Source organism: Nonomuraea purpurea (assembly GCF_042650645.1).
Classification (GTDB): Bacteria; Actinomycetota; Actinomycetes; order Streptosporangiales; family Streptosporangiaceae; genus Nonomuraea; species Nonomuraea purpurea.
The window spans coordinates 96,792-121,635 of the sequence record NZ_JBHSBI010000018.1 but is presented as its reverse complement, the minus strand read 5'-3'; the positions used below and the strand labels follow the sequence as shown (position 1 = coordinate 121,635).

The following is a 24,844-nucleotide window of genomic DNA, read 5'->3' as shown; positions in this document are numbered from 1 at the left end:
GCTCCTGCGACGGGGGCGGGGTCTTCACTCAGGCGGTGGTGCAGGTGATGGGGTCGGGGGTGGTGGAGGTGCCGTTGGCGATGAAGCCGAACGTGGTCGTGGCGCCCGGGGCGAGCGCGCCGTTCCACGCCTCGTTCCTGACGGTGACGGCGGCGCCCGACACCGTGTGCCTGCCGCCCCAGAGCTGGGTGATCAGGTTCTGGGACGTCCAGCCGGCCGTCCAGCCGGCGATGGCCGCCGTGCCGGTGTTCTTCACTGTCACCTCGGCCTGGAACCCGCCGCCCCACGTGCTCGTCACCTTGTACGCCGCCGTGCATCCGCCCGAGGGCGCCGGGGTGTCCTCAGTAGTGAAGAGCGTGCCGTCCGACTGCGTCGAGGTGTTGCCTGCCGCGTCCCGCGCCACCACTGAGGCGGTGTAGGACGTGGCAGGGGTGAGCCCGCTCAGCTCGAAGGATGTGCCCGCGGCCGTGCCTGCCTTGGTGGACCCCAGGTAGACGTCATAGCCGCTCACCCCCACGTTGTCCGTGGAGGCGGTCCAGCTCAGCCTCGCGGTGGAGCCCGTGATCGCGGATACCGCGGGCTTACCTGGCTTGCTGGGCGCAGTACGATCCACTTCCTCCGGACCCGGGGGCTCACCCCAGATCTTGGTCGCGCCGCTGTAGAGGGTGATGTTCTGGGTCCGCACCGGCGTCGCCCCCGGCGTGGTGGGGATGGCCCGGTACGACCAGTCGTTGGCCGGGTCCCACGTGCCCGTGCTGGAGATCCTGAACTGCACCTCCCTGCGGTGCTGCGACTGTCCCGCCGGGGCGATGGCCTGGCCGGAGCAGTCGATGTTCACGTAGTACGTGCTGCCGCTCGCGGTTCGATGGTCGCGCTCACTTGGCCCTCGCTGGTCACGCAAGCTACCGCTCTCGGGCCTGAGCGTTCGCTGCTCCGCGTTCAGCGTGGGCGCCTTGCACTGCGTGTAGGCCGACGACACGCTGATCTGCGCGGCGGTCGTGCCGCCGTCGAGCGTGAAGTAGTAGCGGAACGAGCCGTCGGACAGGACTCTGGCGGGCCAGGCCGACTGGTTGCGGACGATGGCCTTGATCTCCGTGAAGTTCGTGCCGGAGGCGTTCACCCCGGCCTCGACGAACAGCTCGGGGCCGTCCGGGCTCTCCTGAACGGGGAAGTTCGCCGCCGGGGCGCCGCCGTACTCCTTGTAGAGCCGGGCCAGCGCGCTGGTGAAGCCGGCGTTGTAGTCGGTGGCGACCTCGTTCATGACGTAGTCGTCGCGCTTGTCGGTGTAGGCGTCGTTCGGGTCCGGCGGGCCGCCGACGAGCGCGCCGTACAGGGTGTGGCGGGTCTGCTCGGGGTTGGTGATCTGATCGGTCCACGAGCCGTGCGCCGTCCGGTGATGCGGGTTCCTCGGCGGGTTGGCGCCGAACCCGATGAGGTAGGAGGAGTTGCGCGGGTTGTCGCCGAGCGCGTAGTTGATCTGCCGTACCGCGAAGTCGTGGTAGCGGGCCTTGCGCGTGGCGTCGATGATCGTGTCGCTGTGCACGAGCGCCGCGAAGGCGGTGTTGGCCGCGTACCGCAGCGAACCCCACCGGTCCAGCACGGCCTGGCCACCCGGCGAGTAGGCGACCTTGGCTCCGTTCACGCCGACCGTCCACCAGTCGAGCCAGCGGTTGGCGTCGTCGAGGTAGCGCTGCTTGCCGGTCAGCTTGTGCAGCAGCACGTACGCGCCGTACGACTTGTCGTCCCAGGCGATCGTCCACTTGTACGACTTGGTCGTCGTCTGCGGCTCGTTGCCCAGGCTGTCGTAGCCGGTCTCGGCCTTGGCCAGGTAGGAGGCGTCGTTCGTGGCCCGGTAGAGCCAGATCGCGCCCCACACCAGTTCGTCGTTGTAGCCGCTCCAGGAGTTGTAGTAGCCCTGGGCGTCGGTGACGCACTCGGTGTACTTCTTCCTGACCGTGTCGGCGAAGGAGTAGAGCTGTTTGGCGTGCGTCACCAGCGTGTCGGCATACGACGGATTTGTCGGGCGGAACACCATCGACGAGGCCGCCATCGCCGCCGCCGTCTCACCGGCCAGGTCCGACCCGCCGCACGACGCGTCGATCTTGTACGCCGGCCGCGCCATCGCCATCGCCTCGGCGGGCCCCCACCAGGCGTGGTCGGTGCCGCCGTTGCCGACCTGCCCGTAGAGCACGTTCGGCGACGGATGGGCCTTGACGAAGTAGTCGTTGACGAACTTGAGGTTGTCGAGCAGGTGGGTGAGCTGGCCAGAAGAGGCGTAGGCGTCGCGGTACTCGACCGCGCCCCAGGCCAGCATGGTGGCGGAGAACGCCATCGGGAAACCGAACTTGACGTGGTCGCCCGCGTCGTACCAGCCGCCCGTGAGGTCCACGCCGACGTCCTTGCCGTCGTTCATCCCCGAGTCGCCGCGCCAGGAGACGCGGTTCCACGCGGGCTTGGGTCCCGACTGCTGGGCCTCGTAGAACCACAACGACTTCTGCAGCGCCTCGCCGTAAGCGAAGGCCGGTGCGGCGTGGGCCGCGGGCCCCGCCCACAACAGGGGCAGGACCAGCGACGCCACGGCGATCAGTGCTTTTCTCACGGGAAGAGCCGCCCGTACTCGGCCAGGGCGACGGCGACGTCCACCTGCGCCCAGAACCGGTGGTAGTTGAAGACCGGCGCGGGTCCTGTGCCCTTGAGGAAGGCGTCGACCTTCGGCCAGTCCGGGTCGTTGCGGTAGAACGACCTGATCGAGATGAAGGTCGAGCTGGAGTTGATCGTGTCGCCGTTCGGCATCTTGCCGCTCCAGCCGGAGGGCACGTAGACCGGGTCGTCGACACGGTTGTAGTCGGTCTTGGTCTCCGGCACCGAGACGCCCTTGGCATCGCGGTTGCGCCAGACGCCGTCCAGCAGCGCCTTGGCCGTGTCACGGGCCTGGGTGTGGTTGGCCCTGGCCGCGTAGTACATCAGCGCCTTGGCGTACGCGCCGGCCACACCCACGTCCTGGGTGTAGTCGACGACCGACACGTGCAGGCCGGGGTTGGCCGGCGGCATGCCCGAGGTGGCGCTGAAGTCGCCCGCGGGCTGGCCGGTCCACCGCAGCGTGGACGGGATCTGGTAGCTGGTCGCGCTGACCGTGGTGTTGGCCAGCGCCCACGTCACCCACTTGTCGAGGATGGCCTTGGCGTCGGCGTTGCCGGTGACGTTGTAGAGCTCGGCCACCCGCTCCATCGTCCACGCCTGGAAGCCGAACCACTGGTTCGACGGCGGGTCGTGGTAGACGGGCTGCCAGTCGTAGGTCATGCCGTGGAACTTGGGCAGGCCGCTCGGCGGCGTGCCGTAGTGGCCCTCCCAGCTGTTGGTCGCGCCGCCGGCGACGGCGCCCTCGGCCGACTGCAGCCACTTGTAGAACTGCAGCTGCCTGGTCAGGCTGGTGCCCCAGTCGCCCGCGCCGGTCGCGCTCTTGGGCTTGAGCTCGGCCACGTTGGCCAGCGCCCAGGCCGCGAACGGGTTCTGGTAGCCGGAGTGGTTGTGGCTGGAGCCGATGCGCCAGGCCCATCCGGCGCTGGCGTCGGTCGCGCCGCCCCAGGCGTAGTACCAGTTGAGCAGGTACGCCGAGGCGTCCTTGCCGGTGCCCGGTGCGCACGAGGGGCTCGTGCAGCCCGGCTTCTTGAAGTACTTGTCGTACATCGCGTAGCGCAGGTAGTCGCCCATCTTGGCGGCCTTGGTCACGGTCGCGGAGATGTCCGAGCCCTTGTTCTGCGCCTTGGCCCAGGTCAGCGCCCAGTAGGCGGCCTGCACCGCGCGCGCGTCGGCGTCGGGGGCGTTGGTGTACTTCCACTGCTTGGCGTAGGAGCTGTCCTTGATGAACAGGTCCAGGTAGCCGTTGGTGCCGCCGTACTTGAAGGTGTCGCAGGACGGCTGCGGGATCGTCTCGAAGACCGACTCCTCCGGGCCGCGCTGGTAGGTGTTGATGTAGGCGGGCTTGGTGGTGCCGTCGCCGCAGCGGCCGAAGCCGTAGGTGTTGTCCACGTCCAGCAGCCAGTGCATGCCGTAGATGTCGCGGGTGCCGTACGCGGACTGCAGCTCGCCGGCCAGCGGGTCGGTCCCCGGTGTCACGCCGGTGTCCATCTGGGTCGGGTAGTTGCTGATCTGCAGGGACTCCGGCGCGTACGTGGCCGGTTTCGAGGCGTTGTAGAAGGAGTTCGTCGGCTGGTCGGCGGTCGAGGGGATGATGTACTTCTCCATCGAGGCCCACGCGTTGTTGAACTTCGACCAGTCGCCGGTGACCTGCCCGTAGGCCGCCTCCAGCCACAGGTAGTAGCTGTAGGCCTCGGACGTGGTCTCGTGCCCGTGGTCCGGCGCCTCGACCATGAACGTCTCGACCGAGTGGTACGGCACGCCCTCGGGCGAGAAGTAGCCGTTGGCCGGGTCGTGCAGCTCGTTGTAGAGCTCGACGAAGCGCTGGACGTACTGGTTGTTGCCGCCCACGTCGTCGTCGGCCTCGCTGGCCGCGACGTCCACCGCCGCGTAGCCGCTCGCGCTCACCCTGATGACGGCCGTGCCGCTGGTGGTGTCGGAGTCATTGGCCGCGGCCAGCGTCACGTTCTGCGCGGTGTTCCAGTTGGACGGCGTGAAGGTCAGGCTTGCGCCACTGGCGACCGTGATGTCGGCGTCACCGCTGACGCGGGCCGAGGTGACGGTCACGTTGGCCGAGGGCGCCTGCGACAGTTTCACGCTGAAGGAGGCGGTCCCAGACTCGGGCACGGACAGGGTCGTGGGGCTCACCACGAGCGCCGGGCCGGTGTTCTGGGAGACCGTGATCCCGACAGGGGACGAGGTCGTGGTCGCGCCGCCGTTGTCGGTGGCGCGGGCGGTGATCGAGTAGCTGCCCGCCGCCACGTTGGTCCAGTTGTAGCTGTAGGGCGCCGAGGTGTCGGTGCCGAGCAGCGTGTTGCCCTGGTAGAAGTCGACCTTGGAGACCGTGCCGTCGCTGTCGGCCGCGTTCGCCGCGATCGCGACGGTGGCGGGGGCGGTGTAGGTCTGGCCGGCGGTCGGCGAGGTCAGCGACACGGTGGGGGCGGCGTTCGCCCCGCCGCAGCTGACGCCGTTGACGCTGAACGAGGTCGGACTGGGGTTGCTGCCCGTCCAGGTGCCGTTGAACCCGATGGAGACCGAGGCACCCGTGGCCAGGCTGCCGTTGTAGGGCAGGTTCGTGCCGGTCACGCGGGTGTTGTTCTGGCTCCAGTTCGCGCCCCAGCCTGTGGGGGTGTACTTCTGGCCCGTGGTCGGGTAGTCGAAGGCCAGCGTCCAGGACGTGATGGGGTCGCCGGTGTTCTTCAGCGAGATGCTCGCGGTGAAGCCACCCTGGCCGGGGCTACTCGTCCACTGGTTGGCGGTGTAGGTCACGTCGCAGGCCACCGCCGCCTGGGCGGGAGCCGCCGCCACAGCCGTGGTCGCGCCGGCGACGAGGACGAGGGTCGTGGCCACGGCGAGCCGCCTCGATAAGCGCGATAGAAGGAGGGGAGGTCTGTACTTCACGGGATCTCCATCGGAGTAGGGGGTGTGGGAGCGCTCCCAAAATGGATTGTCTGTTCCGTCCGGCGTATGTCAACGAAATGGCGGTGCGGTAACCCCGGCGTTTCCTCTCACCAGGCTGGCCGGGATGAAAGTTTCATCCGCGTTCCGGGGCATTCAACGAGCATGCGGGGCGGCGGACAGCTCCGCGACAGGTGCCCTCTGTACATGGCTTCGAGTCCGGCAGACCATGGGAGCGCTCCCAGCCATCTAACACTGGAGATGATCGCTCGTGAGACTCCTACGCGGCCTCCGCAAATGGGCCGTGACCGTGACCGCCGCGAGTGTCGCGGCCTTGGGCCTCGTCGTGGGCCAGGGCACGGCCGCGAACGCCGCCGCCGCCTGCGACGTGACCTACTCAGCCAATTCGTGGACGAGCAGCCCTGGTCAGGGCGGTTTCACCGCGAGCATCACATTGAAGAACACCGGCGACCCGCTGACCTCATGGACGCTGGCCTTCGACTACCCGACCACGGGCCAGAAGTACACCCCCACAGGCTGGGGCGCGAACTGGAGCCAGAACAACACCCGCGTGACCGGCACGAACCTGCCCTACAACGGCAGCCTGGCCACGGGAGCCTCGGTCTCCATCGGGTTCAACGGCACCTGGACCGGCAGCAACCCGAACCCGACCTCGTTCAGCGTCAACGGCGTCACCTGTGGCGGCGGCGGCAACCCGACCGCCCCGTCGGTGGTCACCTCCGCCAGCTCGGTCGCGGTCAACGAGGGCGGCACGGCTTCGTTCACGGTCAGGCTCTCCTCGGCCCCCAGCTCCAACGTGACCGTCACCACCACGCGGACCAGCGGTGACACGGACCTGTCCGTCAGCTCGGGCGGCAGCCTGACCTTCACCCCGTCCAACTGGAACACCGCCCAGACGGTCACCCTGGCCGCCGCCCAGGACAGCGACACCACCGCGGGCACGGCCGTGTTCACCGTCGGCGGCACCGGCGTGACCCCCACCACGGTCAACGCGACCGAGATCGACGACGACGCCACCGTCGAGCAGTCGATCATCGTGACGCCGACCTCGGTGACCGTGCCGGAGGGCTCGACCGCCTCGTACACGGTGCGCCTGGCCGCGCAGCCCACCTCCAACGTGGTCGTCACCTCGACGGCGGGCAGCGGCGACACGGACATCACCGTCTCCTCCGGCGCCAGCCTCACCTTCACGCCCTCCAACTGGAACACCCCGCAGACGGTCACCCTGGCCGCCGCGCAGGACTCCGACCAGGCCAACGGCAGCCGCACCATCACCGTCGCCTCGACCGGGCTGACCTCCAGGACGGTCACCGCCACCGAGGCCGACGACGACGGCACCGGCAACCCCGGCGGCCACGTCGAGAACCCGTACGCCGGCGCCTCCGGCTACGTCAACCCCGACTGGCGCGCCAAGGCCGCGGCCGAGCCCGGCGGCTCCGCGGTGGCCAACACCTCCACGGCCGTGTGGATGGACCGCATCGCCGCCATCGCCGGCTCCTCCTCCGTCATGGGCCTGCGCGCCCACCTGGACGAGGCCGTCAGGCAGGACGCCGCCAACGGCTCCACCCCGCTGACCTTCCAGGTCGTCATCTACAACCTGCCCAACCGCGACTGCTCGGCGCTGGCCTCCAACGGCGAGCTGCTCATCGCCGAGAACGGGCTCAACCGCTACAAGACCGAGTACATCGACCCGATCACCGCGATCCTCAGCGAGCCTGCCTACAACAACCTGCGGATCGTCACGATCATCGAGCCCGACTCACTGCCGAACCTGATCACCAACCTCAGCTTCGCCAAGTGCGCCGAGGCCAACTCGACCGGCGCCTACGTCCAGGGCGTCCAGTACGCGCTGAACAAGCTGCACGCCAGGAGCAACATCTACACCTACGTCGACGCCGCCCACCACGCCTGGCTCGGCTGGGACTCGAACTTCAACCCGTCGGTCAACCTCTTCTACAACACGGTCGCCGGCACCACGGCGGGCGTGGACAGCGTGGACGGCTTCATCGTCAACACCGCCAACTACTCGGTCACCACCGAGCCCTACTTCACCGTCAACTCCACGGTGAACGGCCAGCAGGTCCGGCAGTCCAACTGGGTGGACTGGAACTACTACATCGACGAGCAGACCTTCGCCGTCGCCCTGCGCAACGCGCTGATCGGCAAGGGCTTCCGTCAGGGGCTCGGCATGCTGATCGACACCTCGCGCAACGGCTGGGGCGGCAGCGCCCGTCCGAGCGGGCCGAGCACCTCGACCGTCCTGAACGACTTCGTCGACCAGTCACGCGTCGACCGCCGCATCCACGCCGGCAACTGGTGCAACCAGAGCGGCGCGGGCCTGGGCGCGCGGCCGACCGCCAACCCGGCCGCCGGGTTCGACGCCTACGTCTGGATCAAGCCGCCCGGCGAGTCGGACGGCGCCAGCAGGGACATCCCGAACAACGAGGGCAAGAAGTTCGACCGGATGTGCGACCCGACCTACCACGGCAACGACCTCAACAAGAACAATCTGACCGGCGCGCTGCCCGACTCGCCGCTGTCGGGCCAGTGGTTCTCGGCGCAGTTCCGTCAACTGCTCCAGAACGCCTACCCGCCCGTCAACTGAGGACCCGGCCGGCTGGAGACCCTCCAGCCGGGGACCCGCCTGACCCGGGTCCCCATCGGCCGGAGGGGCCCGCCTGACCCGGGTCCCTCACCCATCGAAGGGGTCCGGGCATCGCCCGGGCCCCTTCACCGCCGGGATCTGCGCCACTCCGAGACGATCTCTTCGACGTCGAAGGGCATCAGGTTGAGCGGCGGCCCTGACATCCCCGTCCTGATCGCCTTGCGGATCTTGTCGTTGATGTCCTCGACGATCTGGCGCGCCTGGGTCTCCGACCGTGCTCCGCGCGCCTCGGCCAGGGCCTCCTCGGCCTCCTTGCGCAGGGCCAGCGTGGGCGGCAGGGGCATCTTCAGCCCCTCTCTCTCGACCTTCTGCTTGATCCACCACATGTCGTCCTGCGGCCGGTCGAGCCCGGGCAGCGGCTTGCCCTTCCCTGGCAGGTCGTCGAACTCGCCGCGCTCCTCGGCCTCGCGGATCTGCCTGTCGACCCAGCTCTCGAAGGGCATCCCCATGGGTTTGCGCTCGGTCACATCATCTCCTTCACGCCAGGTTGTGCCTCGGGGACAACGGGCCACGCCAGCCGAGCATGGCCTCGGTCATGCGGACGGACGCGACCGTCGCGGCCACGTCGTGGACACGCAGGATGCGCGCGCCCTTGAGGATGGAGAAGACGTTGGCGGCGATCGTGCCCTCTGCCCGCTCCCCCTGGGGCCGGTCGAGCGTCTCGCCGATGAAGTCCTTGTTCGACAGCGCCACCAGCGTCGGATAACCGATGGAGGTGATCTCCTCAAGGCGGCGGGTCAGCTCAAGTGAGTGGTAGGTGTTCTTGTTCAGATCGTGCCCGGGATCGATGATGATCCTGTCGGGGGCGATCCCGGCCTCCAGCGCGTACGCGACCCGCTCCCGCAGGAAGCCGGCCACCTCGGCGACCACGTCGGTGTAGCCGGGCCGGAAGACGCGGCGCCCCGGGCCGCCGATGCTGTGGGTGACGACCACGCAGGCCCCGCTCGCGGCGGCGACCTCGGCCATGCCCGGCTCGCGCAGGCCGTTGGTGTCGTTGATGACGTCGGCCCCGGCCTCGAGGGCGGCCCGCGCCACCTCGGCGCGATGGGTGTCGATCGAGATGACGGCGTCGGTCGCGGCCCTGATCTCGGCGATGACGGGGGCGACCCGGTCGATCTCCTCCTCCGGGCTGATCGGCGCCTGGGCGGCGCTGAAGGCGAACCCGCCGATGTCCACCCAGTCGGCGCCCTCGTCCACGGCCCTGCGCGCGGCCTTCACGGCGCTGTCCAGCGCGAACGTACGGCCCTGGTCGTGGAAGGAGTTGGGCGTCCTGTTGACGATCGCCATGATGGCGACCTGGCGCTCGAAATCGAACTCCCGCCGCCCGATACGCCGGACGGGAGAGCCGATCCCGGAGGAGACGATGTCGCCGCTCACCTGCTGATCCCTTTCCGTCCCCTTGAGAGTACCTGGCCTCTCGGCAGGTCACAGGGGCGGGATCAGGTGGTGAAACGCCTGGGTGAGCGCCCGTCGGCGGAGACCCGGATGCGTCTCATGCGCTGGTGGGAGTCGCGCGGCAGGCGCATGGTGAGCTGGACCGTGGTGCCGCCAGGACCGGTGCGGAAGTCGGTCTCGTCGCACAGCCGCCTCATCAGGAAGATCCCTCTGCCGGTGCTGGACAGGTCCGGCGGTCTGCGACTGCCGTCGACGTAGCGGTCCGGGATGCCGGGACCGTCGTCCGATGTCTCGGCTCTGATGACGCCGTCGACCGTCCACAGCTTGAAGTGCCCGTGCCCGCCGGCGTGCTGGACGGCGTTGACGACGCTCTCGTGCACCGCGAGCACGAAGTCATCCAGCCGGGGACCGCTCAATCCGCAGCTCCCGGCCTGTTCGGTGACCGCGCGGCGCAGCTTCGTCACGTCATGGACGGCGAAGAACTGAGTCAGTAACGTGCGCACGACAGGCTCCTCCGACTTCGCCTGGATACGCATGGGCTCGCGCGGCCTCCGGACGCGGAGGGGCCGAAGCGGAAGGATCGCCCGAAAATAAGAGTCCACGCCTCGCCTCCGCATCGCTCCGACACGTGCAGGCCGCGCTTCTGGACCTCTCTGGTGTCCTCCTTCCCCAATAACGGGCCCCAATAACGGGGAAATACCCTATTTATCGTTTACGGATGCCCGCCCACGCCCAAGGCGAGCTCCCTGATGCGCCCGACCACCCCTCGGTCGGGCGCCGGCGGCGGAGTGTCCATGCCGGCGCCCTCGCGCAGGCCGTCGAACAGCTCCCCCAATGCCTCCCACGACGAGCGCCGCGCCGTCCAGCCCAGCACCTGCCTGGCCCGCTCCACCTTCATGACCGGAACCCGCAGAGCCGGCTCCAGCATCCCGGACGAGGCGGGCAGCAGGTGCAGATGCCAGCCCGCGGACATGGCCGCCCTGGCCAGCCCGCGAGAGACCGGCACCGTACGGGCGTCGAGCAGCCTGGCCAGGTCGTGCGGATCGAGCACCGGCTCGGCCGCCAGGTTGAACGCGCCCCGCGCCGGCTTGGTGATCGCCAGCCGGTAGGCCTCGGCGGCGTCCTGCGCGTGCAGCACCTGCAGCCGCAGCCCCGGAATGTCCGGCACGAACGGGATGCGCCCCGCCTTGATCAGCCGCCGCGGCACCAACGGCCCGCCGAACAGCCTGCGCTGCTCGGTCGCCGCCGCCCGCTGGAAGATGAACGCGGGCCGCATGCGCACCACCCGAATCATCGGGTGATCGTGCTCGAAGACGTCGAGGACCCGCTCGACGTAGGCCTTCTCCCGCGCGTACACCGACCCCGGCCAGCCGTGCGTCGGCCAGCTCTCGTCCACGGGCCGGTCCTTCGGCCCCGGCGAGTACGCCCCCACGGACGAGGCGTGGACCAACGCGGGCACCCCCGCCTCCGCGACCGCGCGGAAGACACGCATGCTGCCCAGCACGTTGGCCCGCCACGTCGTCGCCGGATCCCTGGTCGGCTGGAACAGCCAGGCCAGGTGCACCACGACGTCCGCGCCGTCGAAGATCCGCGTCAGGTCGGCGCTCGCCACGTCGGCCTGACGCCAGTCGGTGCGGTCGATCCGCCATCCGGGAAGTCTCCTGGCCACCCCCACGATCGAGGTCACGCCGTCGTCCGCGGCCAGCGCGCGTACCACGCTGGTCCCGACGTTCCCGGTAGCCCCCACCACAACGACTCTCATGAGGGCTCCGCTGCCCGTCACCGGGGCCGCGAAACCCTCCTGAGCTGCTGTCTTACGGCTGGAGCAGGATCTTCACCGCGCCATTGGCCTTTTTCTGGAACATCTCGTACGCCATCGGCGCCTGCTCCAGCGGCAGGTGGTGGGTGGCCAGGTCCATCACCCCGAGCGGGTCGCTGCCCTCGGTCACCAGCGGCATCAGGGCGCCGATCCACCGCCTGACGTGAGCCTGCCCCATGCGCATCGAGATCCCCTTGTCGAACATGCGCAACATGGGCATCGGATCCCGCATGCCGCCGTACGTGCCGACGACGGAGATCACGCCGCCGCGGCGCACGCAGTCGACGGCTTCGTTGAGCGCGGCCAGGCGGTCGACGCCCGCCGTCGACATCAGCGGCGCGGCCACCGCGTCGGGCAGCAGCCCCGTGATCGTCTGCGCGATCTTGGCGGCGGGCGAGCCGTGGGCCTCCATGCCGACCGCGTCGATCACCGAGTCGGTGCCGCGCCCCGCGGTCCTGTTGCGGATCTCTCCCGGCACGTCGGCGACCTCGCTGGCGTCGATGACCTCGATGCCGTGGCGGTGGGCCATCTCCAGGCGCGAGACGACGCCGTCCACGCCGATCACGCGGTGGCCGAGATGGCGGGCGATGCGGGCGCTCATCTGCCCGATGGGCCCGAGGCCGAGGACGGTGACGCTGCCGCCCTCGGGGATGTGCGCGTACGCGACGGCCTGCCAGGCGGTCGGCAGCACGTCCGACAGGAACACGAACCGTTCGTCCGGCGGCCCCTCCGGCACCTTGATCGGCCCGAACTGCGCCTCGGGCACGCGCAGATACTCGGCCTGGCCGCCGGGCACCTGGCCGTAGAGCTTGGTGTAGCCGAACAGCGCCGCGCCCGTGCCCTGCTCGCGCACCTGGGTGGTCTCGCACTGCGCGTACAGCTCCATCCCGCACATGTGGCAGTGGCCGCAGGAGATGGAGCACGGGATGACCACGCGGTCGCCCGGTTTGAGGTTGTCGATGGCGGGCCCGATCTCCTCGACGATCCCCATGGCCTCGTGCCCGAGGATGTCGCCTTCGGCCATGAACGGGCCGAGCACCTCGTACAGGTGCAGGTCGGCGCCGCAGATCCCGGTGCTGGTCACCTTGATGACCACGTCGTTGGGCTCCTTGATGGCCGGGTCGGGGACTTCTTCTACACGAATGTCGCGCTTGCCGTGCCAGGTGACCGCCTTCATGGTGTCTCCTCACTGCAGTGCCACAAATGCCGCATACCCCCACATAAAGGCTCAAACAATCCGCAATCAACCGAAGGGGCTTCACGGCATCCCCGAGCGTGGGACTCCTGTGGCAAAACCAATCCCGAGCAACAAAAGACGCTTTACACACTCCGTATTGAGTGAGTAACTATTGGTAGCTGACACCTGACAGAAGGAGCCGCGCGTATGCCGGTGAGCTTCACTCAGCACCACGTGGGGTCACGCGTCGAAAAACGCCTGGCCGGCTTTCTCGAAACCTGGCGGGCACCCGTTTCCGATCCTGACGTCGAGGCCGCGTACGCGCTGCTGGGCGACTTCATCCTCGGCGGCGGCAAACGGGTACGGCCCCAGTTGTGCTACTGGGGCTGGCGCGGCGCCGGAGGCGAGGACAGCGAGGAGATCATCACCGCCGCCGCGGCCCTGGAGCTGTGCCACGCCGGGCTGCTGGTCCACGACGACATCATGGACGGCAGCGAGCTGCGCAGGGGGAAGGCCACCGTGCACAGGAGCTTGGCCCTGCTGCACCGGGGGCCGGGCTCTGAGGCGTTCGGCCAGGCCGGCGGCATCCTGCTCGGCACACTCAGCCTGGCCTGGTCCGACACGATGTTGTCGTCCTGTCAGGTGGAGCCGAAACGGCTCCGGGCCGCGCACCACATCTTCGACGCCATGCGCACCGAGGTCATCAGCGGACAGTACCTCGACGTGCTGACCCAGCTCCGCTCGGGCGCGAACGTCGAGGAGGCGCTCACCGTGATCCGGTTCAAGAGCGCCAAGTACACCGTCGAGCGGCCCTTGCAGATCGGCGGCGCGCTGGCCGGCGCCTCGATGGGGCTGCTGGAGTCGTACTCCCGCTTCGGCGTGCCGCTCGGCGAGGCCTTCCAGCTCCGTGACGACGTGCTGGGCACGTTCGGCGTGGCGTCGGAGACCGGCAAGTCGGCGCTCGACGACCTGCGGGAGGGCAAGCGGACGGTGATGTTCGCCCACGCCGTGCGGCGGGCCTCACCCGCCCAGCTCGACCACCTCAAGAGCTGGCACGGCAACCCGGAGCTGACCGAGGAGCGCGCCGCCGAGCTGCGGCAGATCCTGTGTGACACCGGCGCGCTGGCCAAGGTCGAGGAAATGATCGAAGAACGCGTGCGCGAGGCGGTGACGGCTCTGGCGACGGCGCCGGTCGAGCACGAGGCCGCCACGGCGCTGGCCGTACTCGCCGATCAGCTCGCGCACCGTACCAAGTGAAGGGCTTTCACGATGGGACGTGTACTTCTCGCGGCCCCGCGCGGCTACTGCGCGGGCGTCGAACGCGCCATCAGCACCGTCGAAGAGGCGCTGAGACGCTTCGGACCACCCGTCTACGTACGCAAGCAGATCGTCCACAACACCTATGTGGTGGGTGACCTGACCGAGCGCGGCGCCGTCTTCGTCGACGAGCTCGACGAGGTCCCCGACGGGGCGCTGGTCGTCTTCTCCGCCCACGGCGTCTCGCCGGCCGTCAAGGGTGAGGCAGAGCGGCGCGACCTGCGGACGATCGACGCGACCTGCCCGCTGGTCACCAAGGTCCACAAGGAGGCCGTCCGGATGGCGCGGGCGGGCTACGAGATCGTGCTGATCGGCCACGCCGAGCACGAGGAGGTCGAGGGCACGGTCGGCGAGGCCCCCGGCAACATCCACGTGGTCGACCCGGCCCGCCCCGAGGAGGTGACGGCGAACGGCTCGGGGCCGATGAGCTGGCTGTCGCAGACGACGCTGGCCGTGGACGAGGCCATGGGCGCCGTCTCCCGCCTGCGCGAACGCTTCCCGCACCTGGCCGACCCGCCCAGCGACGACATCTGCTACGCCAGCCAGAACCGCCAGGAGGCGATCACCAGGATCGCCCCGGAATGCGATCTGGTCATCGTCGTCGGCTCGGCCAACTCCTCCAACTCCCAGCGCCTGGTGGAGGTCGCGCTGAACGCCGGCGCGGACGCCGCCTACCTGGTCGACCGGGCCGCCGACGCCGACGAGCGGTGGCTGGCCGGGGTGGAGACCATCGGGGTCAGCTCCGGCGCCTCCGCCCCGGAACTGCTGGTCGGGCAGTTACTCGACTGGCTGGCCGAGCGGGGCTACGCCGACGTCGAGCCGGTGACCCTGACCGAGGAAACCCTGACGTTCTCCCTGCCCCCCGAACTTCGCGCCACTCGCAACTCCGGCTAGACCCCTGACCGAGATAGGCGGTGCAGCACGATGACAGAAACCACCGACTCGACCGTTCCCGTGAACGGCGAAGGACAGCTCAGCCTCAGTACCGAGGCCGCCAAACAGCTCGCGACCACGACCAAGACGCAGCCGCAGATGCAGGAGATCACCTCCCGCTGGCTGCTGAAGCTGCTGCCGTGGGTGCAGTGCTCCGGCGGCGTGTACCGGGTCAACCGCCGGTTGACCTACACGCTCGGCGACGGGCGCATCACCTTCAGCACGACCGGCGCGGAGGTGCGGGTCATCCCCGCCGAGCTCACCGAACTGCCCATGCTGCGCGGCTACGACGACGCGGAGGTGCTCCAGGCGCTGGCCGACCGCTTCACCCAGCGCGAGATCGAGGCCGAGGACTCCATCGTCTCCGAGGGCGACCCCGTCGACCAGCTCGTGCTCATCGCCCACGGCCGCGTCCGCAAGCTCGGCCACGGCTCCTACGGCGACGACCAGGTCCTCGGCACCCTGGCCGACGGCGACTACCTGGGCGAGCAGGCGCTGGTCGGCGGCGGCCAGTTCGCGTACACCGCGCGGGCCAAGACCGCCACCACCGTGCTGACGCTCTCCCGGCGGGACTTCGAGGAGATCGCCGACCAGGCGCCCAGCCTGCGCGAGCACATCGACCACTGGCGCACGGCCGGAGACCACGCCCAGAACGACTACGGCGAGGCCGCCATCGACATGGCCTCGGGCCACGTCGGCGAGGCCGTGCTGCCCGGCACGTTCGTGGACTACGAGCAGAGCCCGCGCGAGTACGAACTGAGCGTCGCGCAGACCGTCCTGCGCGTGCACAGCCGGGTCTCCGACCTGTACAACCAGCCGATGAGCCAGCTCGACCAGCAATTGCGCCTGACCATCGAGGCGCTGCGCGAACGCCAGGAGCACGAGCTGATCAACAACAGGGAGTTCGGCCTGCTCCACAACGCCGATTTCGGCCAGCGCATCCGCACCCGCTCAGGCCCGCCCACCCCCGACGACCTCGACGACCTGCTGTCGGTCGTGTGGAAGGAGCCGGCGTTCTTCCTGGCGCACCCGCAGGCCATCGCGGCCTTCGGCAGGGAGTGCAGCAAGCGCGGCGTCTATCCGCAGTCGAGCGAGGTCAGCGGGCACCGGGTGCCGGCCTGGCGGGGCGTGCCGATCTTCCCCTGTAACAAGATCCCGGTCTCCGGCACGCGGACGACGTCGTTCCTGGTCATGCGGACCGGCCAGGAGAACCAGGGCGTCGTCGGCCTGCACCAGACCGGCATCCCCGACGAGTACCAGCCGAGCCTTTCCGTGCGCTTCATGAACATCAATGAGAAGGCCGTCATCTCCTACCTGGTGAGCGCCTACTACTCGGCCGCCGTCCTGGTGCCCGACGCGCTCGGCGTGCTGGAGGACGTCGAGCTCGGCAGGAACGGCTGACCCAGCCCATCGGCGTCCGGATCCGGGCGGTCCCGCCGCGTTCGGCGGGACCGGCCGGTCCGGACGGCTCGCCGTTGATCGCTCAAGGAGGGTTGCATGAACGAGCCGTTCGAACTGCCGGACTTCTACATGCCGTACCCGGCACGCCTCAACCCGCATCTGGAGCAGGCCCGCCTGCACTCCAAACAGTGGGCGTACGGGCTGGGCATGCTGGAAGGCTCGGGTGTCTGGGAGGAGGACGACCTCGACGCCCACGACTACGCGCTCATGTGCGCCTATACCCATCCTGACTGCGACGGCGCCGAGCTCTGTTTGATCACTGACTGGTACGTGTGGGTCTTCTTCTTCGACGACCACTTCCTGGAGGCGTTCAAGCGCGCCGGCGACCTGGAGGGCAGCCGCGGGTACCTGCGCAGGCTGGCCGCTTTCATGCCGATGGGCGAGGACCTGTCCATGCCGGAGCCGACCAACCCGGTGGAGGCGGGGCTGGCCGACCTGTGGGTGCGCACGGTGCCCGGCATGTCCGGCGAGTGGCGCGCGCGTTTCGCCGAGAGCACCCGCAACCTGCTCAACGAGTCGCTGTGGGAGCTGGCCAACATCAACAGGGGCCGGGTCGCCAACCCGGTCGAGTACATCGAGATGCGGCGCAAGGTCGGCGGCGCCCCCTGGTCGGCCGGGCTCGTCGAACACGCGGTGGGCGCGGAGGTGCCTGCGCGGCTGGCCGCCACCCGGCCGCTGCGGGTGCTGAAGGACGCCTTCGCCGACGCCGTCCACCTGCGCAACGACCTGTTCTCCTACCAGCGCGAGGTGAGCGAAGAGGGCGAGCTGAGCAACGGCGTGCTGGTGCTGGAGACGTTCCTCGGCTGCGGCACGCAGGAGGCCGCCAACGCGGTCAACGACCTGCTGACCTCGCGCCTGCAGCAGTTCGAGCACACCGCCGTGGCCGAGCTGGGCCCGCTGTTCGTCGAGCACGCGGTCGACCCGCTCACGGCCGCCGGCGTGCTGAGCTACGTCAAGGGCCTGCAGGACTGGCAGTCGGGCGGGCACGAGTGGCACCTGCGCTCCAGCCGGTACATGAACGCGCGGGCCAGGGCGAGCAAGCCGCTGGGCATGTCGTCGATCGTGGACCTGCTCGGGGCCAAGCGGGTGCGCAACTTCACGCACGTGCCCTACCAGCGGGTGGGGCCCTCGCGCATCCCCGACCTGTACGTGCCCTTCCCGCTCAGGCTCTCCCCCCACCTCGACCGCGCCCGCCGCGACACCGTGGACTGGTGCCGGGCGATGGGGATCCTCGAAGGCCAGCCCGGGGTGGCGGGCTCGGCCGTGTGGGACGAGGAGAAGCTGAAGGACTACGACTTTCCGCTCTGCGCCGCGGGCCTGCATCCGGACGCCACCCCCGAGGAGCTGGACCTGGCCTCCTGCTGGCTGGCCTGGGGCACCTACGGCGACGACTACTTCCCCGTCGCCTTCGGCAGGCCACGCAACTTCGTGGCCGCCAAGCTCGCCGTCGACCGCTTCTCGGCGTTCATGCCGGTGGACGGCTCGCCGGCGCCGCCGCCCGCCAACGCGCTGGAGCGCGGGCTGGCCGACATCTGGGCGCGTACGGCGGGGCCGATGTCGCGGGAGCACCGCGCCAGGCTGCGCGCGTCGGTGGAGAAGATGGGCGAGGCGTGGCTGTGGGAGCTGGCCAACGAGCTGGCCCACCACATCCCCGACCCCGTCGACTACATGGAGATGCGGCGGCTGACCTTCGGCTCCGAGCTGACCATGAACCTGGCCCGGCTGCGCCAATCCAAGACGCTCCCCGAGGCGTTCCACGCCAGCGGCCCGATGCGCTCGCTGGAGAACGCGATGATGGACGCCGGCATGCTCGTCAACGACCTCTTCTCCTACCAGAAGGAGATCGAGTTCCAGGGCGAGGTGCACAACAGCCTGCTGGTGGTCCAGAACTTCTTCGACTGCGACTACGCGGCGGCGCTCACCATCGTCAACGACCTGCTGGCGGGCCGGGTCAAGGAGTTCGAGCACATCGTGGAGCACGAGCTGCCGATTCTGTGCGACGAATTCGACCTCGACGACGAGGCGCGCGCGGCGCTGGACGCGTTCGTGGAGGAAATGCGCGACTGGCTGGCCGGAATCCGGAACTGGCACCAGCATTGCCACCGCTACGACGAGGTCTCACTGCGCCGCCACCACCAGCAACCACACTGGCGCCTGGGCGGCCCGACGGGGCTCGGGACGTCCGCGGGCGTGATCTATATGGGCAGGTGATGCGCGTGGGACTCGTAGTACCAGCCCATCATGCGCAGCAGTCGGAGCTGGTACGGCGTGACGTTGTGCAGCCTGATCCACCGCTGCGACGGCGGCAGCATGGGCAGGGCGAGCACCCGTAGCCCCGAGACGTCGATGAAGGTCAGCGCGCCGGTGTCGACGACGACATGGTTGCCCTGCCGGCAACTCTCCAGGGCATCAGCCAGCGCGCAACTGTTGGAGGCGTCGATCTCGCCGACCAGCGTGACGGCCGGTGCCTCCGGCGCCGTGCGCACCGTGATCCTCAACTGCTCGTCCTGATAGAGCAGCCGCTCTTCGACGCCGCTCACGCTCCTCGCACCCCCCAACGCGGACTCCTGGGGGTTGTCTGCCGGGCCTCGCATTACAGGGCGCATCACCATCGCGCCCGACATGTCCGGACTCGGTGGTGATTAACCCGAATCCAGGCTACACGAGGTAAGTAGCGCGATGTATTTTTCACCGGAAAGTTACTGAATTACGGGCAAATTATGACGGGATTAGCAACGCCGACAGGCCGGTCGAGCCCGCGCCGGCTGCGGGCTCGACCGGTGATCAAACTGCGTGGCGCGTGGCCTGGGGGCGCCCCGGCAAGGTGCCGCCACGTCGTGGTTGCCGGAGCGTCTTCATGCCATGCGCGTGCGGCTCAGTTGTTGTCGCCCACGTTCTGCTGGTTGCCGAGCACGTTGAGGTCGAGGTCCTGCAGGTGCCCCACCGTCGCGACGTCGATGTACTTGAGCGAGTCGTTGAGGACGTCGTTGGCCACGGTGGCGTCATTGAGAAGGCTGAACTGGCTGAGAATCTGCTGCTTCTTGTTGAACGCGTTGGGGCCGACATCGGCCGAGGCGGCCGTGGCCATGAACCCGAACAGGCAGCCCGTGATTGCTGCACCGGCGAGGATGCGACGCATCATTTTCTCGTTCTCCTTTGTCGGAATCGACGCGAAATGCGCGTCATCGTAAATTACTCGCACAGGGCTGCGAGTTTCCAGCGCCAACAATCTCGTGCCCGTTCGGCTCGCCGCAACCTGGCCGCGTTAAGTCGAAGTCAAATACCCGCCGCATTCTCTTGATCAGCGATAACCACAATTACCGACATGTCGGCATGTGCATGGGTTTGACCGGATGACTTGGGGGCGAATTTTCAGCTTATCGCCATACGCGACTCTGCTATCGCCAAAGTCCGTTTTATCGGCATACAGAAGGAGGAATGTAAGCGACAGATCGACCGGCGCACGCCGGGCGCCGCCTCGGCGCGGACGAGTCACGGGAGCGCTGAATATGCCATGAAAGGACTACGGCCACCGCTGCGGATTATTGTCGGCGCCGCACTGTGCGCGGCTATGTCGGCGGCGCATTCTCCACCGGCCTCGGCCGCCGCCGGCGGCTCCATCGCGGTGCGGGCGGCGATAGAGATGATCGGGATCCCGTACTCGTGGGGCGGCGGCGGGCCCGGCGGACCCGGATTCGGGATCGGAAAGGGCGCCAAGACCTGGGGATTCGACTGCTCCGGGCTCACCGAGTACGCGTGGGCGCGGGCCGGGGTGTCGATCGGCTCCACCACCCAGGAACAGTGGCGCTCGGGGATCCGGATCTCCAAGGAGGAAGTGGAACCCGGGGACCTGATTTTCTTCGACAACGACCCCGGCAGTCCCGGGCCGGAACACGTCGGCCTGGCTGTTGACGCGACACGAATGGTGCACGCGCCCTACACCGGCCAGCTCGTCCGGATCGACTCCCAGGACAGACGGACCTTCATGGGGGTGGTCCGGCCCAGCGACGTGTCGGCGAATCGCCACGCGGCCCAGGTCGTCCTGCAGTGATCGACCTGGGCCGCGTGTACTCAGAAGCTTGGTGCGCACCAAGCCCGGCGCCGCGGCTTCGCGAATTTCCACGGCCCGTTCTACCGGTTCACCTCGAGGCCACCAGGAAGAAGACCTTGGCCGGACGGGCTCCCTTCACGGAACGGGAGTCGCCGATCAGCTTCCTGCTTACGCCGTGCGAGGAACCCTCAGTTGTTGTCGCCGGTCTTCTCCTGGTTGTTCAGGATGTTGGCGTCGATGTCGTTCAGGTGCAGCAGCGTGAGGATGTCGATGTACTTCACGGAGTCGTTGAGGACGTCGTTCAGCGCGGTCAGGTCGTCGAGAATGCTGAACTGGCTCAGGATGCTCTGCCCGCCGTTGTGCGGGTTGGGGCCGACGTCGGCGGAGGCTCCGGTGGCGGAGAAGCCGAACGCGGCCATGGCGATTGCTGCACCGGCCAGAATACGACGGATCATGTGTGGTTTCCTCCATGGATCGGCGCGGAATTCTCGCGCCATAGTCGTTTGTGCAGGGCTGCGAGGTGCCGCCAATAACGATCGCGGCAGGCGGCCTGAACCGCAACCCAGAATGCTCACTTCACGACCGCGGGAGCATCCCGTTTTCTTGGCGCTGGGTTTTCACGTCCGTCGACTTGGGACGGACATAAGCGCCCGAAGGAGGCTGGGAAACGACATTTATTTTGGCTGGCCACGGCGTCGGCAGGCGAACCGTTCACCGGCGTTTAGGCAACGATCACCTGAAACTTGAGAATCGCGGGTACACCGATCGGCGTACCCGCGGGGCCATCCACAGGGGGACGTCACGAGCGCGCGAAGCGGCGACGATGGCGACGACTTCCCGAAAGCAGGTGAGAGCCATGCGGCCACGTATCCGCAAGTCGGTCACGGTTATCCACGTCATCGTCTCGGTCGCGCTCCTGGGCGAGGTGTGGGGGCTGGTCGTGCTGAATACGGCGGCCCTGACAATGGACCCCGAGCCGGCGCACGCCGCCTATCGGCTGATGCCGCTGCTGGTGTTCGCCGGTGGGATACCGCTCAGCCTCACGGCATTGACCACCGGCGTCACACTGGCCCTGACCAGCCACTGGGGGCTGTTCCGGCATTACTGGGTGATGGCCAAGCTGGTGCTGCTGGTGGCCGTGATCTGCGTCGGCATGCTCCTGTTCGACCCCGAGGGAATGGCCGCCGCCACCGAAGGCGCCACCGCCGCCCCGGCCGCCCGCCAGTGGGGCCAGGTGACCGCGCTGGGGGCCCAGATCGTGATGCTGATGACGGCCACGGCGCTGTCGGTGTTCAAACCCCGTCGCAAACTCCCGACGGTGGGGCGGGACAGAAATGACCATGAAATTCGAACCGCCTGAGAGCCGGCCGCTGCCGAACGATTTCCCTCCGCCCGCGACCCCACTGCGACGGGCGGGAAGCCGAGGAGGTGGCGGGCGAGTGGAGCACGCACGCGGGCGACGTATGCCAGGGCGAGGCGGAGAGGGGCTTATGGGGGGTTGAGGCGGTCGAGGGCGGTGCTGAGGTGGGTGAGGGCGTCGAGGCAGGCGCGGGCACGCTCGGGGCCCAGTTCGGCCACGAGGCGATCGGCGAACGCCTGGTGGCCGGGGACGATCTTGGCCACCGCCTCCCGTCCCGCCGGCGTGGGCTGCAGGAGTTTGGCGCGCCGATGGGCCGGGTTGGGCTGGTATTCGGCCAGCCCCCGTTCCACCAGCAGGTCCGCGATCCGCTGCACTCCCTGCCTGGACATCCCCATGACCCTGGCGATCCCGGCGGCGGGGAGGGGTTCACGCAGGACGGCGCCGAGGACCTTCCACCAGGCGACGGTCATGCCGGCGGGCCGGGCCAGCTCTTCGGCGACCTCCATGAACTGCCCGTTGAGCTGGAACGTCCCCAGCGCCAGCCCCGAGAGCAGGTCGGCCGACTCGCTCATGCCGCCATCAGCACCTCGAAGGCGGTGGGGTCGCTGCGCTCGAAGAGCCGGAACCAGGCGTCGAGCACCTCGGGGCGGAAGACGTCGAGGCGGCGGAAGACCTCGCGGGCGAAGGCCACCGGCTCGGTCGGCCCGGCGGTGATGAGGTCGCCCCCGAGGACGGCGTCCCGGTCGAGGTAGCGCCGGGCGCCCGCGTAACCGGCCTGGGCCTCCAGGTACGGCAGCACCGCGCTGGTGTGGTCGCGGTCGTCCAGCAGCCCTTCGCGGGCCAGCCCCGCCGTGGCGCCGCAGATCGCCGCCACCGGCACGCCCGCGTCCAGGAACTCGCGGGCCTTGCGCGCGAACGGCGCCAGCGTGTCGCCCGAGTCCCAAAGGTCGGCCCCGGGCAGGATGAGCAGCGCGCTGCCGGCCGGGTCGAGCCGGTCGAGCGTGAGGTCGGGGGTGAGGCGGAGCCCTCCCATCGTGACGACGGGTTCGGCGCCGAGCCCGACCGTGGCGATCTCGAAGCCGCCCGGCTCGCGCCGGTAGCGCCCGTTGCGCAGATGCGCGGTCAGATGACCGGTCTCCCAGTCGGCGAACGTCGGGTATATGGCGTGGTGAACGATGCGCTTCATGACAAGATGCTGTCATTTCGACAGTGTGTTGTCAATGAATTCCCGTGCGAGGATAGTTCCATGGCAGAGATCGTCGGCGGAGGACAGCCAGTCAACGACGCCGAGCGGCGCGTGATCACTTATCTACGCGATCATGCGCCCGCCGACTGGTTGCTGCTGCACAACGTCGAGGTTCCGCGCGGCCACGACGTGTTCGAGGTCGACCTGCTCGTGCTGACCGGCCATTCGCTGGTGGTCGTCGACGTCAAGGGCACCAGGGGCCGCATCGAGGTGTCGGGCACGCGGTGGTTCCCGCCGCGCAGGGAGGCGTTCGGCTCGCCGGTCTCCAAGCTCCGGGGCACGGCCAAGGCGCTCAAGGGCCTGCTGGTCTCCAGGGCCACGCAGCTCGAACGCGTCTACGTCGACAGCCTGGTCGTGCTCACCTCGCCCGACGCCGAGCTGGTCGATCCCGCGGGGCGCGACGCGGTCAACGTCACCGACATGCCCGGCCTGCTGGCCACGCTGAACGACGTCTCGCGGGTCAGGCGCGGATGCAGCCCCCACGTCAAGCCGTACATGACCGCGATCCTCGACGCACTCAACCAGACGGTACGCCGCAGCACCGCGCCGCCCAGGTTCGGCAACTGGGAGGTCGAGGAGCAGCTCGGCGGCGACGCCAAGGTCACCGAGTACCGCGCGTTCAACGTGACGCTGCCGGGCAGCGAGACCGTGCTGCTGCGGGTCTACCAGGCCGATCCGCTGGCCGACCACGAGTCGCGGGCGGCCGAGCGGCAGCGCATCGCCAACGCCTACCAGACGCTGGCCCGCATCCCGCCGCACCCGTGCGTGGTGCGCTCGCGCGACTTCTTCGCCATCGACGACGAGAGCCGGTTCGTGCTGGTGCTCGACGACGTGCACGGCCAGGCGCTGCACCTGTCGCTGGGCAAGGGCGCCCGGCTGGGCGTGATCCAGGACCTGCTGCGCGGGCTGGGCCACGCGCACGCCAACGGCGTCGTGCACCGGGCGCTGACCCCCGCGTCGGTGCTGGTCACCGACGACGGGCACGCGGTGCTGACGGGGTTCGACTACGCCAAGCCGGGGCCGCGCAACTACACCGTGGCCCACGAGCTGGGCAACGTGCTCGACGCCCATTACGTGGCGCCCGAGTCCCAGGAGCGGCCCGACCGGATGACGACCTCCTCCGATGTGTACGCGGCAGGCGCGATCGCCTACCACCTGCTCACCGGGGAGCTCCCGACGAGCGCCGACGCCCACGGCCCCGACGTGCCCGACGTGGTGCGCAGGATGCTCGACCACTCCCCCGCCAAGCGGCCGACCGCCGCCGAGGCGCTCGCCGCCCTGGAGGCGGTCCCGCCCGAGCCGTCTCTGCTCAGGCGGCTCGTCCGCCGCATAGTCTCCCGGCCATGACCATCAGTCTCCGCCCGGTCGAAGAGGTTGATCTGCCCTTCCTCAACCGGCTCACCAGCGACCCCGACAGCACGGGCGACTTCCAGTGGTACGGCTGGCTGAACCCCCACCGCCTGCGCAGGCTTTGGGAGGACGACGGTCTGCTCGGCGACGACAAGAGCTACCTGATCATCGTGGCCGGCGACGACGACGTCGGTTTCCTGGCGTGGACCAAGGTCCCCACCACCAAAGTCAGTTACTGCTGGTCGATCGGGTTGATCGTGGCGCCCGAGCATCGCGGCAAGGGCTACGGCACGCAGGCGCAGAAGCTGATCGTGCGCTACCTGTTCGACCATTCGACGGCCAACAGGGTCGAGGCGTCCACCGAGATCACCAACGTGGCCGAGCAGCGCGCGCTGGAGAAGGCCGGTTTCACCCGCGAAGGCGTCCTGCGCGGCGTCGGGTTCCGCGCCGGGCAGTGGCGCGACGGCGTGCTCTACAGCGTGATCCGCAGCGACCTCGACCGCGAGCTCTGAGC

The 24,844-nt window shown here is 68.9% G+C and carries 21 protein-coding genes; 9 read left to right on the top strand and 12 right to left on the bottom strand.

What is annotated here, in order from left to right:
* Positions 1–28: 28 nt before the first annotated feature.
* Both ACFOY2_RS32095 and ACFOY2_RS32090 read right to left on the bottom strand, forming a co-directional pair.
* The gene (locus tag ACFOY2_RS32095) at positions 29–2,653 is read right to left on the bottom strand and encodes a glycoside hydrolase family 9 protein (protein WP_379531905.1); all 2,625 of its coding nucleotides are present in this window, start codon (positions 2,651–2,653) and stop codon (positions 29–31) included.
* Complete coding sequence (locus ACFOY2_RS32090; RefSeq protein WP_379531838.1) at positions 2,596–5,487, bottom strand: glycoside hydrolase family 48 protein; 2,892 nt, start codon at positions 5,485–5,487, stop codon at positions 2,596–2,598. Before ACFOY2_RS32090 ends, ACFOY2_RS32095 begins: the two co-directional genes overlap by 58 nt.
* A 319-nt stretch (positions 5,488–5,806) precedes the next feature.
* Between ACFOY2_RS32090 and ACFOY2_RS32085 the strand changes: the two genes are divergently transcribed.
* Positions 5,807–8,161 carry a glycoside hydrolase family 6 protein gene (locus tag ACFOY2_RS32085; protein ID WP_379531837.1) on the top strand — a complete coding sequence of 785 codons (2,355 nt, stop codon included), beginning with the start codon at positions 5,807–5,809 and terminating at the stop codon, positions 8,159–8,161.
* Positions 8,162–8,286: 125 nt separating this feature from the next.
* Here the strand turns inward: ACFOY2_RS32085 and ACFOY2_RS32080 are convergent, their stop codons facing one another.
* From ACFOY2_RS32080 to ACFOY2_RS32060, 5 genes are all read right to left on the bottom strand, one after another.
* Positions 8,287–8,688: a DnaJ family domain-containing protein gene (locus tag ACFOY2_RS32080; RefSeq protein WP_379531836.1), complete on the bottom strand. Its 402-nt coding sequence runs from the start codon at positions 8,686–8,688 to the stop codon at positions 8,287–8,289.
* 10 nt (positions 8,689–8,698) lie between these two features.
* The gene (gene folP / locus ACFOY2_RS32075; protein ID WP_379531835.1) at positions 8,699–9,598 is read right to left on the bottom strand and encodes a dihydropteroate synthase; all 900 of its coding nucleotides are present in this window, start codon (positions 9,596–9,598) and stop codon (positions 8,699–8,701) included.
* Positions 9,599–9,660: 62 nt separating this feature from the next.
* Positions 9,661–10,119, bottom strand: a complete 459-nt coding sequence (locus tag ACFOY2_RS32070; RefSeq protein WP_379531834.1) for an ATP-binding protein — start codon at positions 10,117–10,119, stop codon at positions 9,661–9,663.
* A 209-nt stretch (positions 10,120–10,328) separates the two neighbouring features.
* Positions 10,329–11,378 (bottom strand): NAD-dependent epimerase/dehydratase family protein, encoded by a 1,050-nt coding sequence (locus ACFOY2_RS32065; RefSeq protein ID WP_379531833.1) that lies wholly within the window; start codon positions 11,376–11,378, stop codon positions 10,329–10,331.
* 52 nt (positions 11,379–11,430) lie between these two features.
* Positions 11,431–12,612, bottom strand: coding sequence for a zinc-dependent alcohol dehydrogenase (locus ACFOY2_RS32060; protein ID WP_379531832.1), 1,182 nt, complete (start codon positions 12,610–12,612; stop codon positions 11,431–11,433).
* Between the two features lie 213 nt (positions 12,613–12,825).
* Between ACFOY2_RS32060 and ACFOY2_RS32055 the strand changes: the two genes are divergently transcribed.
* The 4 genes from ACFOY2_RS32055 (at position 12,826) to ACFOY2_RS32040 (ending at position 18,534) form a co-directional block, all read left to right on the top strand.
* Positions 12,826–13,869, top strand: coding sequence for a polyprenyl synthetase family protein (locus tag ACFOY2_RS32055; protein WP_379531831.1), 1,044 nt, complete (start codon positions 12,826–12,828; stop codon positions 13,867–13,869).
* Positions 13,870–13,881: 12 nt separating this feature from the next.
* Positions 13,882–14,823, top strand: coding sequence for a 4-hydroxy-3-methylbut-2-enyl diphosphate reductase (locus tag ACFOY2_RS32050; protein ID WP_379531830.1), 942 nt, complete (start codon positions 13,882–13,884; stop codon positions 14,821–14,823).
* Between the two features lie 30 nt (positions 14,824–14,853).
* Positions 14,854–16,263, top strand: coding sequence for a family 2B encapsulin nanocompartment shell protein (locus tag ACFOY2_RS32045; RefSeq protein WP_379531829.1), 1,410 nt, complete (start codon positions 14,854–14,856; stop codon positions 16,261–16,263).
* 96 nt (positions 16,264–16,359) lie between these two features.
* A complete protein-coding gene (locus ACFOY2_RS32040) occupies positions 16,360–18,534 on the top strand; it encodes a terpene synthase family protein (protein ID WP_379531828.1) in 2,175 nt (724 codons plus the stop codon).
* Here the strand turns inward: ACFOY2_RS32040 and ACFOY2_RS32035 are convergent.
* Complete coding sequence (locus tag ACFOY2_RS32035; RefSeq protein WP_379531827.1) at positions 18,519–18,863, bottom strand: STAS domain-containing protein; 345 nt, start codon at positions 18,861–18,863, stop codon at positions 18,519–18,521. The two genes, ACFOY2_RS32040 and ACFOY2_RS32035, sit on opposite strands and share 16 nt — an antisense overlap.
* Positions 18,864–19,198: 335 nt before the next feature.
* Positions 19,199–19,465: a hypothetical protein gene (locus ACFOY2_RS32030; RefSeq protein WP_379531826.1), complete on the bottom strand. Its 267-nt coding sequence runs from the start codon at positions 19,463–19,465 to the stop codon at positions 19,199–19,201.
* 429 nt (positions 19,466–19,894) lie between these two features.
* On the opposite strand from ACFOY2_RS32030, the gene ACFOY2_RS32025 reads away from it, so the two are divergent.
* The gene (locus ACFOY2_RS32025; RefSeq protein WP_379531825.1) at positions 19,895–20,374 is read left to right on the top strand and encodes a C40 family peptidase; all 480 of its coding nucleotides are present in this window, start codon (positions 19,895–19,897) and stop codon (positions 20,372–20,374) included.
* Positions 20,375–20,562: 188 nt separating this feature from the next.
* Here the strand turns inward: ACFOY2_RS32025 and ACFOY2_RS32020 are convergent, their stop codons facing one another.
* A complete protein-coding gene (locus ACFOY2_RS32020; protein WP_357806894.1) occupies positions 20,563–20,829 on the bottom strand; it encodes a hypothetical protein in 267 nt (88 codons plus the stop codon).
* Positions 20,830–21,230: 401 nt separating this feature from the next.
* On the opposite strand from ACFOY2_RS32020, the gene ACFOY2_RS32015 reads away from it, so the two are divergent.
* Positions 21,231–21,734, top strand: a complete 504-nt coding sequence (locus ACFOY2_RS32015; RefSeq protein ID WP_379531824.1) for a hypothetical protein — start codon at positions 21,231–21,233, stop codon at positions 21,732–21,734.
* A 128-nt stretch (positions 21,735–21,862) separates the two neighbouring features.
* On the opposite strand, the gene ACFOY2_RS32010 is transcribed toward ACFOY2_RS32015, so the two are convergent.
* Positions 21,863–22,306 carry a MarR family winged helix-turn-helix transcriptional regulator gene (locus ACFOY2_RS32010; protein ID WP_379531823.1) on the bottom strand — a complete coding sequence of 148 codons (444 nt, stop codon included), beginning with the start codon at positions 22,304–22,306 and terminating at the stop codon, positions 21,863–21,865.
* The gene (locus tag ACFOY2_RS32005; protein ID WP_379531822.1) at positions 22,303–22,920 is read right to left on the bottom strand and encodes a DJ-1/PfpI family protein; all 618 of its coding nucleotides are present in this window, start codon (positions 22,918–22,920) and stop codon (positions 22,303–22,305) included. Before ACFOY2_RS32005 ends, ACFOY2_RS32010 begins: the two co-directional genes overlap by 4 nt.
* Before the next feature lie 60 nt (positions 22,921–22,980).
* On the opposite strand from ACFOY2_RS32005, the gene mads6 reads away from it, so the two are divergent.
* Positions 22,981–24,327: a methylation-associated defense system protein kinase MAD6 gene (gene mads6, locus ACFOY2_RS32000; protein ID WP_379531821.1), complete on the top strand. Its 1,347-nt coding sequence runs from the start codon at positions 22,981–22,983 to the stop codon at positions 24,325–24,327.
* A complete protein-coding gene (locus ACFOY2_RS31995; RefSeq protein WP_379531820.1) occupies positions 24,324–24,842 on the top strand; it encodes a GNAT family N-acetyltransferase in 519 nt (172 codons plus the stop codon). Before mads6 ends, ACFOY2_RS31995 begins: the two co-directional genes overlap by 4 nt.
* Positions 24,843–24,844: the final 2 nt, after the last annotated feature.

Excerpts from the sequence above, each read along its gene's own strand:
- ACFOY2_RS32050 (WP_379531830.1), top strand. The coding sequence starts at position 13,882 with ATGGGACGTGTACTTCTCGCGGCCCCGCGCGGCTACTGCGCGGGCGTC.
- ACFOY2_RS32040 (WP_379531828.1), top strand. The coding sequence starts at position 16,360 with ATGAACGAGCCGTTCGAACTGCCGGACTTCTACATGCCGTACCCGGCA.
- ACFOY2_RS32005 (WP_379531822.1), bottom strand. The coding sequence starts at position 22,920 with ATGAAGCGCATCGTTCACCACGCCATATACCCGACGTTCGCCGACTGG.
- mads6 (WP_379531821.1), top strand. The coding sequence starts at position 22,981 with ATGGCAGAGATCGTCGGCGGAGGACAGCCAGTCAACGACGCCGAGCGG.
- ACFOY2_RS32025 (WP_379531825.1), top strand. The coding sequence starts at position 19,895 with ATGTCGGCGGCGCATTCTCCACCGGCCTCGGCCGCCGCCGGCGGCTCC.
- ACFOY2_RS32060 (WP_379531832.1), bottom strand. The coding sequence starts at position 12,612 with ATGAAGGCGGTCACCTGGCACGGCAAGCGCGACATTCGTGTAGAAGAA.
- ACFOY2_RS32065 (WP_379531833.1), bottom strand. The coding sequence starts at position 11,378 with ATGAGAGTCGTTGTGGTGGGGGCTACCGGGAACGTCGGGACCAGCGTG.
- ACFOY2_RS32010 (WP_379531823.1), bottom strand. The coding sequence starts at position 22,306 with ATGAGCGAGTCGGCCGACCTGCTCTCGGGGCTGGCGCTGGGGACGTTC.
- ACFOY2_RS32020 (WP_357806894.1), bottom strand. The coding sequence starts at position 20,829 with ATGATCCGTCGTATTCTGGCCGGTGCAGCAATCGCCATGGCCGCGTTC.
- ACFOY2_RS32045 (WP_379531829.1), top strand. The coding sequence starts at position 14,854 with ATGACAGAAACCACCGACTCGACCGTTCCCGTGAACGGCGAAGGACAG.
- ACFOY2_RS32015 (WP_379531824.1), top strand. The coding sequence starts at position 21,231 with ATGCGGCCACGTATCCGCAAGTCGGTCACGGTTATCCACGTCATCGTC.
- ACFOY2_RS31995 (WP_379531820.1), top strand. The coding sequence starts at position 24,324 with ATGACCATCAGTCTCCGCCCGGTCGAAGAGGTTGATCTGCCCTTCCTC.
- ACFOY2_RS32030 (WP_379531826.1), bottom strand. The coding sequence starts at position 19,465 with ATGATGCGTCGCATCCTCGCCGGTGCAGCAATCACGGGCTGCCTGTTC.